This is a genomic window from Clostridioides sp. LIBA-7602 (genome assembly GCF_056688945.1).
This window is the reverse complement of the sequence record NZ_CP196991.1, coordinates 3,143,954-3,162,029: the sequence shown is the minus strand read 5'-3', so window position 1 is coordinate 3,162,029 and position 18,076 is coordinate 3,143,954. Positions and strand designations below refer to the sequence as shown.

General features: G+C 27.3%; 11 protein-coding genes and 1 riboswitch. Of the genes, 8 read left to right on the top strand and 3 right to left on the bottom strand.

The annotated features are described in order from the left end of the window. Positions 1–24 precede the first annotated feature (24 nt). The 5 genes from aroE to ACTG45_RS15000 all read left to right on the top strand — a co-directional run bounded on the left by aroE (position 25) and on the right by ACTG45_RS15000 (position 8,757). The gene (gene aroE / locus ACTG45_RS15020) at positions 25–888 is read left to right on the top strand and encodes a shikimate dehydrogenase (protein ID WP_021385619.1); all 864 of its coding nucleotides are present in this window, start codon (positions 25–27) and stop codon (positions 886–888) included. Positions 889–1,031: 143 nt separating this feature from the next. Beyond that, a complete protein-coding gene (locus ACTG45_RS15015) occupies positions 1,032–2,249 on the top strand; it encodes an MFS transporter (RefSeq protein WP_021385647.1) in 1,218 nt (405 codons plus the stop codon). A 63-nt stretch (positions 2,250–2,312) separates the two neighbouring features. Continuing rightward, the gene (locus tag ACTG45_RS15010) at positions 2,313–3,095 is read left to right on the top strand and encodes a shikimate kinase (RefSeq protein WP_021385643.1); all 783 of its coding nucleotides are present in this window, start codon (positions 2,313–2,315) and stop codon (positions 3,093–3,095) included. A 215-nt stretch (positions 3,096–3,310) separates the two neighbouring features. Next, complete coding sequence (locus tag ACTG45_RS15005; protein ID WP_479919280.1) at positions 3,311–5,176, top strand: HIRAN domain-containing protein; 1,866 nt, start codon at positions 3,311–3,313, stop codon at positions 5,174–5,176. Between the two features lie 236 nt (positions 5,177–5,412). Further along, positions 5,413–8,757, top strand: a complete 3,345-nt coding sequence (locus ACTG45_RS15000; RefSeq protein ID WP_479919279.1) for a diguanylate cyclase domain-containing protein — start codon at positions 5,413–5,415, stop codon at positions 8,755–8,757. A 130-nt stretch (positions 8,758–8,887) separates the two neighbouring features. Here the strand turns inward: ACTG45_RS15000 and ACTG45_RS14995 are convergent, their stop codons facing one another. Both ACTG45_RS14995 and ACTG45_RS14990 read right to left on the bottom strand, forming a co-directional pair. Beyond that, on the bottom strand, positions 8,888–10,252 hold the full coding sequence (locus ACTG45_RS14995) for an amidohydrolase (protein ID WP_021385610.1): 1,365 nt from the start codon (positions 10,250–10,252) through the stop codon (positions 8,888–8,890). Between the two features lie 156 nt (positions 10,253–10,408). Then, complete coding sequence (locus tag ACTG45_RS14990; RefSeq protein ID WP_021385637.1) at positions 10,409–11,752, bottom strand: NCS2 family permease; 1,344 nt, start codon at positions 11,750–11,752, stop codon at positions 10,409–10,411. Between the two features lie 71 nt (positions 11,753–11,823). After that, positions 11,824–11,925, bottom strand: a riboswitch (purine riboswitch). A 328-nt stretch (positions 11,926–12,253) separates the two neighbouring features. Between ACTG45_RS14990 and ACTG45_RS14985 the strand changes: the two genes are divergently transcribed. From ACTG45_RS14985 to ACTG45_RS14975, 3 genes are all read left to right on the top strand, one after another. Continuing rightward, a complete protein-coding gene (locus ACTG45_RS14985) occupies positions 12,254–12,907 on the top strand; it encodes a pentapeptide repeat-containing protein (protein ID WP_021385622.1) in 654 nt (217 codons plus the stop codon). Positions 12,908–13,047: 140 nt separating this feature from the next. Next, positions 13,048–14,319: a branched-chain amino acid transport system II carrier protein gene (gene brnQ / locus ACTG45_RS14980; RefSeq protein WP_479918802.1), complete on the top strand. Its 1,272-nt coding sequence runs from the start codon at positions 13,048–13,050 to the stop codon at positions 14,317–14,319. A 202-nt stretch (positions 14,320–14,521) separates the two neighbouring features. After that, the gene (locus tag ACTG45_RS14975; protein ID WP_479919278.1) at positions 14,522–15,709 is read left to right on the top strand and encodes a DUF3798 domain-containing protein; all 1,188 of its coding nucleotides are present in this window, start codon (positions 14,522–14,524) and stop codon (positions 15,707–15,709) included. Positions 15,710–15,860: 151 nt separating this feature from the next. Here ACTG45_RS14975 and ACTG45_RS14970 read toward each other — a convergent pair whose 3' ends face one another. Beyond that, a complete protein-coding gene (locus ACTG45_RS14970; protein ID WP_021385602.1) occupies positions 15,861–17,885 on the bottom strand; it encodes a sigma-54 interaction domain-containing protein in 2,025 nt (674 codons plus the stop codon). Positions 17,886–18,076 lie beyond the last annotated feature (191 nt).

The following is an 18,076-nucleotide window of genomic DNA, read 5'->3' as shown; positions in this document are numbered from 1 at the left end:
TAATATCGGGAGGAAATGATAGTTATGGAAATTTCAGGTAGAACAGGTTTGTTTGCATTAATAGGTACACCAGTTGGTCATTCTAAATCGCCAGTGATGTATAACTATAGTTTTGAAAAATTAGATTTAGATTATAGATATTTAGCTTTTGATATTACAGTAGACAAGGTAAAAGATGCACTTTCAGCAATAAAAACTTTTAATATAAAGGGAGCTAATGTAACTATGCCATGTAAATCTGCTGTTACAGGATATATGGATGAACTTTCTCCAGCAGCTCGTATAATTGGAGCATGTAACACAATTGTAAATGAAGATGGAAAGTTAATTGGTCATATAACAGATGGAGTAGGTTATGTTCGTAATTTAAAAGAAAATGGAGTAGAAGTTAAAGGTAAAAAGATTACGATTATGGGTGCTGGTGGAGCAGCGACTGCTATACAAGTACAGTGTGCATTAGATGGAGCAAGAGAAATCTCTATCTTCAATGCTAAGGATGATTTTTATAAAAGAGCAGAACAAACAGTTGAGAACATCAAAAAAGAAGTTCCAGAATGTGTTGTTAATCTATATGATTTAGAAGATACAGAAAAACTTTATGAAGAGATAGCATCAAGTGACATATTGACGAATGCAACTCTTATCGGTATGAAACCTCATGATAATGAAACTAATATAAAAGATGTTAGTGTTTTAAGAAAAGAATTAGTAGTAACAGATGTGGTCTATAATCCAAAGAAAACAAAAATGATTGAAGATGCTGAAGCTAATGGATGTAAGGCTATTGGTGGATTAGGAATGTTATTATACCAAGGAGCAGAAGCTTTTAATTTATATACTGGATTAGAAATGCCTGTAGAAGAGGTAAATGAGTTATGTTTTAAATAATAATTTACAAATTGTCATGGTGGGTTTTGTATTGTAGTCTAGTTAAATTTAAAGGTTTAACTGACTATACTTTAATCCCATTATGGTGATAAGTTTATTGTACATAAAAATGTTAATAAATTAACAAGAATAGGAGAAGAACTATGAACAATAAAAAATATTATCCTACTGCCATAGCGTTGTATTTTTCATATTTTTTACTTGGTATCGGAATTTCAATTTTAGGACAATATAAACCAGAATTTTCATCAATGTGGGGGGCTAAAACACTATCAGATGGGACATTAGATGTAAGTATTGTTTTGGCTGTTATTGCCGCATTAGGGTTGGGTAGACTTATATCATATCCATTTGCAGGACCTATTTCAGATAAGTATGGAAGAAAAGTAAGTGGTCTTATAGGAAATTTTCTGCATGCAATTTTCTTCGTTGGAATTGTATTTTCACCAAACTTTTATGTAGCATATGTATTTGCAATAATTGGAGGAGCTGCTAACTCGTTTTTAGATACGTGTGTAACTCCTTCTTGTATGGAGATATTTGCTAGTTTAGGAACAATAGCAAATATGTTTACTAAATTTACAATAGCTTTAGCACAATTTTTACTTCCTTTTGTAATTGGTTTTGTCGCAGCAAATTCAATATCATTTAAAGTTATTTTTATAGTAACAGCTATTCTTATTATCATAGACGCAATTTTGATAGCTGTATTACCATTTCCACCAGCTAATAATGTTACTGATAATAAAGGAAAAACAGTTAAATCAGAAAAGATGAAATTTACACCAACAAGTATAGCTCTTGTTTGTATTGGATTTACATGTACATCAACGTTTGTATTATGGTTAAATTGTAATCAGGAATTGGGGAAATTATATGGTATGGCTGACCCTACAAAAATTCAGTCTTTCTATTCAATGGGAGTAATATGTGCAGTATTAATAACTTCTGTACTTATTAAAAAATATATTAAGCCAATCAGAATACTAGTTATATATCCTATAATTGCTTTGATTATGCTATTAGTCGTATATTTTGTTCAAACTCCAACTATTTGTATGTTAGGGGGATTTGTAATAGGCTATTCAGCAGCAGGTGGTGTTCTCCAATTAACAACATCAACAGCAAATGAAATGTTTCCAACTAATAAAGGAAAAATAACATCTATAGTTATGATTGCATCTAGTATAGCGAACTATGTTATTTTAAATATAGCAGGTATTATTACAAAATCAGGTGGAGTGAATGGACCAAAATATGTTGTATTATTTAACGTAGCTATAACTTTTGTTGGAATTTTACTTGCTTTATTTGTAAATATGAGATATGGAAAAGAAAAAGTGTGTGATTATGAGGTTTAATATCAGTATAATATAATTGCAAAGTTTTTAAATTTTGTCCAGTTTGAAAGTTGAGGTGTCACTATGGAAAATATAGAAAATATAAGAGCAAAAATAGATTTATATGATGATGAGTTTATAAAATTGCTTGAAAAAAGAATGGAATGTATAAAAGATATTATAGATATTAAGAAAGAAAAAGGTCTACCTATTTTACAATCAGATTATGAAAATAAAAAAGAAGTGGCATTGATTAATAAATTAAAAGGTAATAAGTTTGAAAATGAAATTATAGATATTTTTAGATATATGGTTAAAACAAGTAAGAAAATACAAGCTAAAAATTTATTTTCTTACAATATAATGCTTGTTGGATTTATGGGTGTAGGTAAAAGTACTATATCATCATACTTAAGTCATTTATTAGAGATGGAACGAGTAGAAACAGATTCATATATAGTAAAACAACAAGGTATGAGTATTTCTGAAATATTTGAAAAAATGGGGGAGGAGTATTTTAGAAATCTTGAAAGCCAAACACTAATAAATCTGCAACAAAAGAAAGGTATTGTTGTTTCTTGTGGGGGAGGAATTGTACTTAAAGATAAAAATGTAGAGTATATGAAAAAAAGCGGAAGGATTGTTTTGTTGACAGCAAGTCCAGAAACTATTTTTCAGCGTGTTAAACATAGTGATGAAAGACCGATACTTAATAATAATATGAATGTAGAATTTATATCTGACCTGATGAAAAAACGAGAAGCAAAATACATGGCATGTGCAGATATTATTATCAATACAGATAATAAGACAATAAAAGAAATTTGTGAAGAGATGATTGTAAAGTTAACTGAATTTGATAGATAAATTTAACGTTATAGTAGATTTATATTAAGAGGAATTAAAATTTAAACTAATAATGACATCATTTACTGTTAGAAGATAAGGTATTTACATAATCAATTTTACTAATATTACTAGAATTTCAAATTCTAGTAATATTTTTTTGCGTAGAAATGTAAACTTACCGAAATAAGTAGTATAATCAATATAAATTATATCATGTAAAGGAGGATAATTTAATGGGTAATATTTTTAAACAATTGCAGGAAGTTAAGGGTTATGATGGATATAAAGAATCATTTGAAATGAATTATCTATGTATATATGAAAATATACCTTTAAGAGAGCAAGTAGAACTTGCAAATAATCTAGTAGATGGAATTTTAAATATGTATAAAAGTGAATCTAATGAAATCTATCTATTGGAGAATAATAATTCCAAACCTCTAATTTGCTATTTTGAAGTTTTTATAAAAAAGATAAATACTTTAGTAAAAGAAATGATGATTGATGAAAAGTGGTTATATAAGCTAACTAAAGAATTAATATATAAAAGTAAAAAGGCTGAGTATGTAAAACTTGGATTAATTTTAAGTGAAAAATATTTAGAGAAAGAAAATATAAGAGAAGTTGTAGATACATTTTCTAAATCTGGAGAATACGTGTTTTACTTGAGCAATACTATCAAGAAACTAGAATTTTACAATACATATTTATTTAATTTATCTAAAAAGGCTACAGGTTCAATAAAAGTATTTGCTATTGTTAACATGGAAATTTTGGACTTTAAAATAAATTCCTACCTAATTGAAGAGGGGTATAAGGATACAAAATATGAACGATTATTAATGAATTATATTATTTCTATTATTGATTTGAGTGAATATCTTGAAAGAAGAGATTTAGATAGAGAAAAGATAGATAACTTAGCACATCTAATATGTAACTACTTATTAAGTGTAGATTTTAAATACATAGGTAATAAAGTACAATTAGTAAATCAATTTTTACCAATTGTAGTCAATTATGGAACCACATTTGAAAGTTTATATTCAATTTTCTTAATAGCTATAAATGTATTGAAAGATGAAACTGTAGAATGTGATAAGGTTGAATTTGAGAAAGAAATGAATGCTGTCCTACTTAGTGAAAAGTGGAAGAACATATATTTTAAAGCATTAAGAAATGCAAGTGGAAAAACAGAAGATATGATAAAAATGTCAGAAATTTATGCTATGAATTTATCTTTTGATGATTTATTGCCGTACTTGGATAGAGATATTAGAGATTTTGAGGTGTATTGGCATATATCTAAAAAAGGAAGTACAGATTCTAGATTAAAGTTATTAAACTTTTTTGAAAAGACATTTAACATAGATGACTTAATTGGAAAAATGGAAGATATAGAGAAAGATAGATTAACTCAAGAATATTATGATGATATGTTATTTTTTATTGTTATTAAAGGCAGTAATTCATTATATCCTGAAGGAAAAAGCATATCTTTAAAAGGTATATTTGGAAATATAAATGAAGTAAGAAAAGAGTCCATAAATATTTTAAAAAGATACAGAGAAAAATTATCTCTTGGAGAATTGAAAATAGTTAAAGAAGCTTATGAAAAAGAAAAAAACCTAAGGTTGAAGGATGAATTGAGAAGACTATTATATGAGAGTAATAATTTGAAGAAAGAATTTATAAATATCGAAAAAGTAAAAGTGGATGAACATGGTAAGGATATCTATTTAACTTCAGTAGCTGTTGCTGGTTCAAGATTCAGAAATAGAGAATGCCTTGAAAAAGAATTAGAGAAGAGTAAAATATATTATCTAAATAGAGAGAAAGATAATTTGTATGATGAAAATGCTATTAAAATAGTTGGAGAAACAGGTTATGTAATAGGCTATGTTCCAAGAAAAGATAATTATATTTTAAGCAATCTAATAGATGGAGGAAAGCTATTATATTGCAGAGTAACAGAATACAATTTATATGAAGATTATATTTATGCAAATGTATACTTAAGTTATAAGGATGTAATTGAAACAGTTGAAAATTCTCTAAAAATGGTATTGGATAGGAGCAAAGTAAAAATTATAAACTAATAATTCTATATATTAATTAAGAATTGGATTATAAACAATAATATTTAGTATTATATAGTTGAAATGTAGAAAAATTTAAAATACAATGAATATATAAATAATTTTGATTTGAAATCTGTAAATATAGTTTTAATTTTGGGGAATAAATACATAAGTTTTATAAGTCAAATAAATGAATAGTAAATATTTAAAGAAATTTATATTTATATTGTTTATTAAAAATAGGGGGAGAACTTATGAAGATACAAAAAAAAATATTTATTATTCTTATATTAGTTTCAATAATTCCATCAATAATTATTGCTGGAATTTGTATACATAAGTTTACTAATAATTCTAATGAATTGATGAAAAATAACATTAAAACAGCCACAATAATAGAATCAAAGCGATTAAAGAGTTATTTTAGCCAAAAAGAAGTTACATTAAAAACAACTTCTCAAATTTCTTTAATTCAAGAATATCTATATAATGAAAATAGGAGAATTATAGATGATAGATTAAAACAAGAAAATATAAATAGTATATTAAGAGATATTAATAGTAAGGAAAAGTTTTTGCTTAGAATGTCGCTTATTGATAAAAATGATGTAGTAGTTGCATCAAGTGATGAAAATATTATTAATAAAAAGGCACTAATGTCAGGGTCAGAGTTTAAAGGTTTACCACAAGATAGTTTTAAAATCTCTAACATAAATAATAAAAAGAGTTTTTATATAAGTAAAAGAAACTTTGTAATGGGATATCCAATTTGGCTCAACAATGAATATCAAGGTTTTGTGTCCTTTATTGTAGATACAGACTATATTAAAAGTACAATAAATGATATACCTTCTTTTGATACAGGTAAAATGATTGTGATTGATTCTATAGGAAATGTAGTTTCTAATGATGGTAAATATAAATATAAAAATATAATAGACGATGAAAGTTTTTTTAATGAATGGAAATCTACAAATTTAAAAAATAATCCAGATGGGTTTATAAGTTACTCTGAAGATAATATCAAAAATATTGGGTATTATTCTGAAGTATCAGATGGATGGTTTATATTAAGTAGTGTAGAAGAGTCAGAGATAATGAAGCCAATTGATAGGGCTATATTTGTTGTATTACTTTTTATGGTTTTGATTATATTTTTTATATGTCTAATCTCTGTATATGTAAAAAAACACTTTTTAAATCCTATGGGTAAGTTAATTGAAGGCATAGAAAAAATAAGAGATGGAGATACGAGTATAAGATTTAATCTTGATAAAAATAATGAATATGCTAAAATTATCAAAGCTTTCAATAATTTGATTGATACCATGGTCAATAATTCTGAAGAGCTAAAAAGAATAAATGATGACTTAAAAGTGCTGACTTCAAACATTCCTGGAGGAGTATATAAATATAGTTGTGATGGAAACTACATATTTAATTTTGTTAATGAAGGATATCAAAATTTATTGGGATATACAAAAGAAGAGATTGAATCATTTTTCGATAACAAATTGTTAAATGTTATATATGAAGATGACCGTGAAATAGTTAAAAATGAACTAGAAAGGCAACTAAAAAATGGCAATATACTTGAAGTTGAATATAGAGTAGTTCATTCAGATGGAGAGATACGTTGGTTATTAGATAAAGGACAAATAGTAAAAGATAAATATGGAGATTCATGGGTGTATTGTGTTGTGATTGATATTACATCAAGTAAGTCAGCACAAGAACAATTAGATGTAAGTGAAGAGTGCTATAGAATTGTTATGGACCAAGAGAATAACATTGTCTTTGAGTGGAACCTAAATACAGATACAGTAAACATTTCTGACAAATGGGAGAAGAAATTTGGATACAAACCAGTGAGAAATAATCTAATTGAGAATATGTTAGAAAGGGAAATGATATACAAAGATGATATATCAAAATATATAGACCTTTTCACTAGTGCTATGGAAGGCAATAATGCATATAATGAAACAGAACTTAGATTTAGAAAAGGAAAAAATGAATATATTTGGTGTAAAGTTAGATTATCTAGTATTATTGATAAGCACAATCAATGTACACGTGTTATAGGTATTGTTGTAGATATAGATAAAGAAAAAAGAAATAATGACGAACTTAAAAATAGAGCACAGAGAGACTTACTTACAGGATTATATAATAAAATTACAACAGAAGATTTAGTTAGAAATTATTTAGAAAATGAAGGTAGGGAATGTAGTAGTGCATTATTTATAATAGATATTGATGATTTCAAGAGAATTAATGATAATCTAGGGCATTTATTTGGAGATGCAGTTTTAAATGATATAGCATCTAAATTTATAAATATTTTTAGAGAAAGTGATATTATTGGACGTATAGGAGGAGATGAGTTTTTAATTCTTCTAAAAAACTTGAATTCAGAAGAAATACTAAAGCAAAAAGCAGATGATTTAATGAATTTATTTAGACGTTCATTTACAGGAAAAAATAAAGATTATAAAATTTCTGGAAGCATAGGGATTGCTATTTATCCTCAACATGGTAAAAACTTTAATGAACTTTTTAAAAGTGCAGACAATTCACTATATGTTGCAAAAGATAAGGGTAAAGATTGCTATTGGATATGTGAAAATAATAGTCAAACTATAGATAGTAAAAGAATAAGAGCTAAAAATTTTACTTCTGTGTTAGGTGGAGAAGAAGATATTGATGATGTGTACAAGAGCAAATCTACATTTAAACAAAATCTTTCTGAGTATATATTTAGAATTTTATATGAATCTAAAGATGTTGATACAGCAGTAAATTTTATATTGGAATTAGTTGGCAGGTCTTATAATGTAAGTCGTGCATATGTATTTGAAAATTCAGATGATAATACTTATTGTAGCAATACATTTGAATGGTGTAATGATGGTATTAAACCAGAAATAGATAATCTTAGAGAAGTATACTACAGTGTAATTGGAGATTATAAGCAATATTTTAATGAGAGAGGGATTTTTTATTGTAAAGATATATCTACACTTAAAGGTGGATTATATGAAATATTGAAAGCACAGGGTATTGTATCTATGTTGCAGTGTGCAATCTTAGATGAAGGCGAATTTAGTGGATATGTAGGATTTGATGAATGTAATGGAAATAGATTTTGGACCAAGGAAGAAATAGAATCATTGACATTTATATCAGAAATCTTAAGTGTATTTTTGATTAACAAGCATAAACAAGATAAATTAATAAAATCTTATGAGACTACAAAAGTGATTATGGATAATCTTAATTCATGGACTTATGTAATAAACAAAAATACTTATGAACTATTATTCATAAACCAAAAGACATTAAGTATTGCTCCAAATGCAAAGATAAATCAACTATGCTACAAGGCATTTTGGGGTAGAGATGAGCCATGTGAAATTTGTCCAATGAATGAACTTAATGAAGAAAAAAGGTCTTGTACAATTGAGATGTATAATGACAATCTTAATGTTTGGAGTAGTGCAAATGCTTCATATATAGAATGGAATGAAGAAAAAGGGGCTTGTCTAATGTGTTGTAATGATATAACTAAGTATAAAGGTAATAAATGTAAAGTTTAATATATTTTTTCTTGTTGTTAGATAAAACGAATATATGACTAAATTATTTTCTTAAAAAAACAATTGTTTTGTATATATGATGTATAATTAGAATTATATATTCATATTTACAAAACAATTGAAATTTGTATTATTTTATGATTTTAAATTTAGAAGGAATTGTAACTTCAGCCTTTTCTTTTATTTTAGAAGCTTGTTCTTTAACCTTATTTAACAATTCAGATTCATTTACAACTAATACTTTTCTTTCTTTCATTAGCCATTTACCATCACAAATTGTAGAGTCTACATTTTCACTAGTCATAGAATAAACTATATTTCCAATTGGATTATGCATTGGTAAACTATGAATTGTATCTGGATTTAGAATAATCATGTCAGCTTTTTTTCCTACTTCAAGACTACCAATTTCTTTTTCCAATAGAGCACATTTTGCTCCATTTAGAGTAGCCATTTCTAATACCTCTTCAGCAGGAATGACTGTTGGATTTAAAGTTCTACCTTTATGTATTAATGAAGTTAAATACATATCTCTCATAAGGTCCATTCTATTATTTGAAGGTGCGCCATCAGTACCAATTGAAACTGGCATTCCTTTTTCCAACATTTCAGGAATTGATGCAAACCCTAGAACTACTTTCATAGCTGCAGCTGGATTATGAGAAACTTTTACATCATGTAATCTAAATAAATCAATTTCTTTATGAGTAAGCCAAACTGTATGAGCAGCTAAAAGGTTTGGACCTAACACACCCAACTTATCAAGATACTCAACTGTTCCAACTCCATTATTTTGTTTTACAAATGAAATCTCATCAGCTATTTCAGCAATATGCATATGTATACCTGTATCGTACTTATCAGCTAGTTGTTTAGTCCTAACAAGTAATTCGTCTGTTGTATTAAAAATAGTTCTTAATGCAAACCATATTTTAATTCTCTCATTAGATGTATTATTAAATTTGTGGAATAAATCTAATTGAGTATTGATTTCTTCATCAGTAGTTTTTTGCCATGCCTCAGGAAGCCCATCTCCTGTATCCATAACCGATTTAGCTAAACATGCTCTAAGTCCAGTTTTGTCAACCGCTTCAACCATAGCGTCTACATATTGACCACCAGATTCTAAAAATGTAGTAACACCAGATTTTATCAACTCAATACAACATGCAGTGGATGAAATTAATGAATCTTCATAATTAAAGCTACTTTCAAATGGCCAGATTCTTTCTCTAAGCCAAGTTAAAAGTACAACATCATCTGCAAGACCACGTTCTAATTGTTGAGATAAATGAACATGTGTATTTACTAATCCTGGCATTAATATTTTTCCTTTAGCATCGTATATCTCGGCATCTTTATCAGCAATATTACTATCAAACTTACCAACCTTTTTTATAATGTTATTTTCAATAAGTATACTTCCATTCTCGTATACTTCTCTATCTGCATTCATAGTAATTAGATATGCATTTTTTATAAGTAATTGTGACATAAGTATCCTTCCTTTTCTATATATTTTTGTATCTACATATTATGATAATAAATTTTCTATACAAAGTTAATAGCAAAATCAATTTATATATAAAATTGATTTTGCTATTCATAAAATTTAAAATAAATAAGATTTTATTTTATATATTTTAAACTATTAACTTAGAACTAAGTTTACAACTGCAAGTAAACCTATAACCCAAAGTGTAATACTGATTTTATTAGTTTCTTTAGCTACAACATGCATTATTATATATGAAATAAATCCAAAGCATAAACCAATACTTATACTATAAGTCAAAGGCATTAATAAAACTGTGACAAAAGCAGGTACTGCTATTTTACTATCAGCAAAATCAATTTGTTTTATGCTTTCAAACATGAACACACCAACCATTACAAGTGCAGGTGCTGCAGCATAAGTAGGAACTACACCAAGTAATGGTGTAAATATAAGTGTAGCTAAGAATAATGCTGCTGTTACTATTGAAGCAAGACCAGTTCTTGCACCTGCTGCTATACCAGAAGCAGATTCTCCAAATGTTGTAACTGTACTAGTTCCTAAGAATGAACCTATTAAAGTAGAAGAAACATCTGCATATAACATTTTTCCTAAATCTTTTATTTCGCCATTTTCATCTTCAAGACCCATTTGTTTACAGCAAGTAATAAGAAATGCTAATGAATCAAACATATCTATAAACATAAAAGAGAATATAGGTCCAATTAATGAGAATTTCAATGCTCCTACAATATCTAATTTAAAAGCAATTGGTGCTATACTAGGTGGTTTTGAAATTATTGCTGTTGGTAATTCTACAAATCCAAATATAATAGATATTATTGTTGCAACAACGATACTTATTAATATTCCACCTTTAACTTTCTTATATTCTAATATTGCCATTAAGATAAGAGCAAAAAGAGCTATTAAAACTGTTGGTGTAAAATCTGCAAGTGAAACTATAGTGTCTGGATTTGCTATTATAACACCCATATTTTTTAAACCAACAAAAGCAAGGAAAAGACCTATACCTGCTGAAGATGCTACTGCTAATTCTCTAGGAATCGCGTCTGCAATGGTCTTTCGAAGACCAGTTACTGCGAGTGTAAAGAATACACATCCAGATAAAAAGACTACCCCAAGACCTGTTTGCCACGGAATTCCTGCTCCTATAACCAAAGAGTATGTGAAAAATGCATTTAATCCCATACCAGGTGCTAGAGCAAATGGAGCATTTCCTAAAAGTGCAAATATAAGTGTACCAATGGCTGTAGCTAATATAGTAACAGTTATAAGTGCGGCTTTATCCATACCAGCTTCAGATAATATTGCTGGATTTACGAAAACTATATATGCCATTGTTAAGAATGTAGTAACTCCACCTATCACTTCTGTTTTAAGATTAGAGCCACGTTCGCTGAATTTAAACATTTTGTCTAAAAAGCTTAGTGATGAATTATTTCCATCTGGTTGTACATTGTTAGTGTTTGGTACCATTTTTACCTCCAAAAAACTTAAGATATAAACAAAAAAATATATATTCATATAGATAGAATAGAATATATATTCAAAGTTGACATTCTATTCATAGAAAACTCATTTAAGGTGAGTTTGTAGAAACTATTAGACCATATTACTAATATTATATGAACATTTTCTATTTGTTTTTCTGTTGTATTATATCGTAATATTGTATTATTTACAATAAATTTAATGAAATTATTCGTTTTTTTTGTCGATTTTATAAAAAATTAAGGTTATTATTATTAAAAATTATTATCTTCAATAATAAAATACGTATGAGAATAGAACAAGCTATACCTATATACCTTATACTATTAATGGAAGTTTATTATAGTTAAGTTTGTGATATAATTATAAATGTACTGAATACAAGAATATTTCGTAAAAACTTTTTAATATATTAAATATATATATTAAGTTAATATATTAAATAAAACAATGATAAAAAGAATATAATTTATAGTGGAGGGGAAAATGACTAAAATTATTAAAGTACAAAAGCCTAAATTTACAGGGGAATTAGAAACTATTGAAAATTTTGAAAATATACTTGATGATATACTTAATGATGAAAAAATATTTAATAAAATTATAGAAAATGAAATTATAAGTGATTTAGATGCTGTAAGAGTTAGCTTTGAGTCTTGTATATTTAGAAATGTATCTTTTGAAAATTGTAACTTAAAAAAGATTGATTTACTGGATGTGGTGTTTGAAAATTGTAATTTATCAAATACATTTTTTGATGAAGGAAGTATATATAGAGTTGAATTTAAAGACAGTAAATTGATAGGAGTTAGATTTGATGATTGTATACTTAAAAACGTTTTGTTCAAGGATGTTTTAGGTAAGTATTCTAACTTTTCATTCTCTAAATTTAAGATAGTTTCTATTTTAGATTCAAATTTTGAAAATTCTGTCTTTCAAGAAGTAAAAAATGATAACTTGGTATTCGAGTATACAAATCTTAGAAAAGCAAATTTTAATGGAGCTAGACTTTCTGGTGTAGATTTTACTACTAATAATATTGAAGGAATTGAGGTTGGAATAAACGATATTAGAGGAGCTATCTTTGATGTATCACAAGCAATTGATTTAACGAAATTGATGGGAATTATCATAAAATGAAAAAAATATTCATGAAATAAATTGGGAAAACGTTAACAATGTGTGAATTTTTACCAGATTGACATTTTTATGAAAATAAAGTAAGATTATCTTAATATTCAAAATATTTTCAAAGGGGGTAGTTTAGTGTGAGTAAGCAGATGAGAGATATTTTTATAGTTGGTTTTGCTTTATTTTCTATGTTCTTTGGCGCAGGAAATCTTATGTTCCCTCCATTTTTAGGAATGGAATCCGGCAAAGACTGGTTAATTCCTCTTGTTGGCTTTGTTGTTGCAGATGCTGGTATAGCAATGCTTGTTATTATAGCAACAGCAAGATGTAAGGGAAGCATGGATGATGTACTTAGGAGAGCTGGTAAAGGATTAGCAAGAGTAATGAGTGTAGCTGCTCTAGCATGTTTGGCACTTCTTGTTATACCAAGAACTTGCGCAACAACATATGAAATGGGTATTATACCAATATTTGGAGACCATGGACCAGTAGCTAAAGCAATATTTTCAGTAATCTTCTTTGGATTGACTTTAGCATTTACAATTAGGTCTTCTAAGGTTATAGACATAATAGGTAAGTATTTAACTCCAGCGTTATTATTAGTATTATTTGTTTTAATAGTAAAAGGTATAATTTCACCAGCAGGACCTATGAGTCCAGAGCATATGATAGATAGAAATCTATTTGGTGAAGGTATATCACAAGGTTATCAGACAATGGATGCTCTAGGAGCAGCATCTATGGCAACTATAATGTTGATGTCTATAGTAGGTAAAGGATATACATCAGATAAAGACCAAATAGGAATGACTATTAAAGCTGGTTTTGTAGCTTGTGTATTTCTAGCATTAGTATATGGAGGTCTTACTTATTTAGGTGCAACAGTTTCAACAATATATGATACTAGTGTTCCTCAAGCATCTTTATTAGTTGAAATAACTAGTATACTATTATATGGTCAAGTAGGAAAGGTAATTTTAGGTATAATTGTAGCACTTGCCTGTCTTACTACTTCTACAGGTTTAACAGCATCAATATCAACTTATTTTGAAGGAATAAGCAAGGCAACTTACAAACAACTAGTTATAGGGATATGTATAGCTAGTATGCTTATATCAAATTTAGGTGTTGATTCTATAATAGCTATATCAGTTCCAATCCTACAAACTATATATCCTGTTTTATTAGCAATAGTTATCATGGAGTTGGCTGGTAAAAATATAAAGAATGATAACGCATTTAAAGGTGCAGCATATGTTACATTAGTGGTTAGTTTATTATCTGCTGTAAATGGAATGACAGGAGCTGTTCCATTTATACAAAGCTTACCACTTGCAGGTTTGGGCTTTAACTGGGTAATACCAGCTATATTGGGTGGAATAGTTGGTAACTTCATAAAAAGCAACAAACAAGTAGCATAATAATTTGTAATTAATTTAATTTTATAATATATAATTTTTTTAGTACTATGGGTAGGTTTAATCAAAACCTAATCTACCCATAGTACTTTTTAGATTGAAGTACAATAATGTGTATATAATTTTTTATAATATAATTTTTCTTTGAAGTATGATAAAATTAGTAATAGTGATAAGAAAGTACAAATTTAGGAGGTTTTAACTAATGCTTAGAAAAATAACAGCATTTATGCTATCCATATGTTTAATTATTGGACTTACAGGCTGTAGTTTGCTTACAGGCAAGAAAGATAAAAAGGAAATTATAGATGACTTTAAAGTTGCAGTAGTGACTCAACCATTATCTGAAAACAAAGTACAGTATAATATAGTAGAAGAGTTGGCAAAAGAGTATGAAGAAGAGAATAAAATTGATAAAGACAAAGATGGTAAAGCTAAAGTTAAACAAACTATAAAGCATGTTGTATTACCAGAAAACTTTACTTCTAATATAGATAACGCTATAAATCAAATAGTAAAATTGGCTGATGATAAAGAAATTCAGGCAATTGTAGTATCTACAGATCAAGCAGGTCTTTTACCAGCGTTACAAAAGGTAAAGGAAAAGCGTTCAGAAATAATAACTATTTCTGCACCTATGGGAGATGACAAGAATCAATTAAGCCAGTATGTTGATGTGAATTTAGGAATTAATATAGAGGAAAGAGGAAAGTTGTTAGCAGAACATTCAAAAGAAATGGGAGCAAAGGCTTTTATTCATTATGCTTCTAAAGATGACTTAAAAGATGCTAATATAGCCAAAAGACTAGAGAAGATTAAAGAGGCTTGTAAAAATATAGGATTGCAATTTGTACAAGTGGATACACCAAACATGAATACTGAAGAAGATAAAAATAAAGTCAAGCAATTTTTAAATGAAGATATTGAAAAACAAGTTAAAAAATATGGAAAAGACATAAATGTATTTGGTGTAAATGAGTATGTGGACGAAGTTATATTAACGAAGGCTTTAGAGTTAAAGTATATAGTTGCAGAGCAAAGTAATCCATCACCAATACAAACATATCCTGAGGTTATGGGATTAAAAATATCTAAAAAAGATGCTCAAAATTATGATAAAATAAACGATATGATAAGTGAAAAAGCTAAGGCTGCTGGTATGTCAAATAGACTTGGCGGATATCCTATGCCAATGGATGCTTTTATACCATCATTAGCAATCTATCTTGCTAGTGAAATGGTAAAGGGTGACTTGACACAAGAAGATGTAAGTGAACCAGATTATTTAGAGGCATTTGCAGAATTAAAATTTGGAATTGGTGCTGAATTTGCACCTTTAACAGATGTACTTTATAATTATCAATTAGTAATTTTAAATCAATTAATCTATTAATATTAAAAGCTATGAGATTAGTAATAAAATACTAATTTCATAGCTTTTTCTGATAATAAATGAGTTTTATTATTTTATATAAAAACTTATAAAAAAATAAAATCTTATAGATATATAAAACTTGATAAAGTAAATATGAATTACTATAGATTTAAATTATATTATTTTCTATTATTTTTATGCCTTTTTCGGTTAAAGTGGAACCTTTTCTTCCTTTACTAGAAGATAAGTATCCATTGTGTGTCAAATATTCTAGCATATTTCTTACTTCATATTCTGTGACATTATATTCCATAAATTTCATTAGTTTTGTCCTTCCCATGGGTTTCATATATAATGATTTTAAAATAGAAATACATATGTTTTTGTCATATTGACTTAATTCATGAAATATAGAGATATTATTTGATACATGATGATTATTTAATTTTGAAGATATATTTTGAGGTAAATCATTTATTGTAAGATAATTAGAACCCATGTAAGCCATATATTCAATACAATTTCTTAATTCCCTAATATTACCCATCCAAGTGTAGGAATTTAAAGTCTCTAAAAGATATTTATCTAGTTTAACATTTTTATAGGGAAGTTCTTTTAAAAATGATTCTAAAAGAAGTGGGATATCTTCTAATCTCTTTCTAAGAGGAGGTAAGTCCAAAGTAAACATACTTATTCTATAAAATAAATCCATCCTAAATTTATTTTCTATGATTAATTTTTCTAAGTCTTTATTTGTGGCAGCTAATATCCTTACATCAATTGGAATGATGCTTGTACCACCAATTTTTCTGATTTCTTTTTCTTGTAAAACTCTCAGAAGTTTAACTTGTAAATTATGTGGCATATCTCCTATTTCATCTAAAAATATAGTACCAGTATGAGCTAATTCAAATAATCCTTTTTTTCCACCCTTTTTTGCACCAGTAAAAGAACCATCTTCATATCCGAATAGCTCACTTTCAAGTAGCTCGCTTGGTAATGAAGCACAATTTATGGCTACAAAAGGTTTATTTTTTCTATTTGAATGGTTATGTATTGATTGAATGAAGGCTTCTTTACCTGTTCCTGTTTCACCTGTTATTAATATAGGATTGTCTGTAAGGGCCATTTTCTTTGCTTTTTCAATACAATCTTTTATAACCACACTATTTCCAATAATATTATTAAATTTATATTTAGCTACATAACCTCTTTTAACAGAATCACTTCTTATTTTCTGTTCTAATATCTCTATATCGTTTACATCTTTTAAGGTAACTAAGCAACCTTCTATATTTTTATAAAGATAAAATGGTTTTTTAGAAAGTATGAATTTTTTATCTATTTCATCTATGTATATAATCATATTATCTATGTTTAAATTCTTCGTAATTTTATGTAAAAAACTCTTTGGTAGATAATCCATTAAAGATGGAGATTTTATAAGCTTTTCATCTAGTTCCAACATGTTAAGTAAAGACTTATTTACAAAGGTAACTTTGTTGAAGGTGTTAAAAAATATTAAACCATCCCCTATTTCATCAATAGTCATGTAAAGTATAGTTTTTAATTTAGATATATTATCTAATGATGTATTTAAAAAGTCATGACTGAGTGTTTCCTTGGATAATTTGTATAATCTTTCTATAAATTTTTCATTTTTTAATTTTAATACCACTAGTAATGACATATATGTATCTAATGAAATTTTTCTCCATCCTAAATCAACTATGTTTTTTATGTATTTTGGTATAAATCTAATTTGTCCTGGCGTTATAGCTGTATCTAAATCATATATTTCGTTACAATCTGGATATGTTGGTACAAAATCTATATGATTTATCCCAATTTTATATAGGTAAGTAGCCATTTCAAATGCGGATGTTTTATTAGTTGTCATAAGTAATGATTTTGTACCAGGAGGTAGTTGCATCATTTTTTCATAACCAAGCTTTGAAAGTGCTTTTGTTCCATGGATAATTTCAATATCTTCTTTAAAATGTTTTATTAAAAAATTACTAGTTAAAGGTGATAGAGAAAGTACAACGTCTCCTTCTAAATTTTCTTTTATACCATCGAGTATATTTTGTGTTTCTATTATTATCTCATCTCCAAAAAAGTTTATTAACTCTTCTTTGTAATGATTACTATTCAATTTATCGTATGTTATAAGGATTAATTTCTTTTTATCCATTTTATTTCTCCTAACAAAGTAGTATTTATTTTATTTTTTAAAGTATAAGGTAAGTTATATTATACAACAAATAAGATGATAAATTTAGAAATTCAATCAAAAAAAGGTTTTTGTAGGTTTTTATCCTATAAAAACCTATTTATAAATATTTTTTAAGAAATAAATAATGTGTGTTTTTATTTAAATAAGTA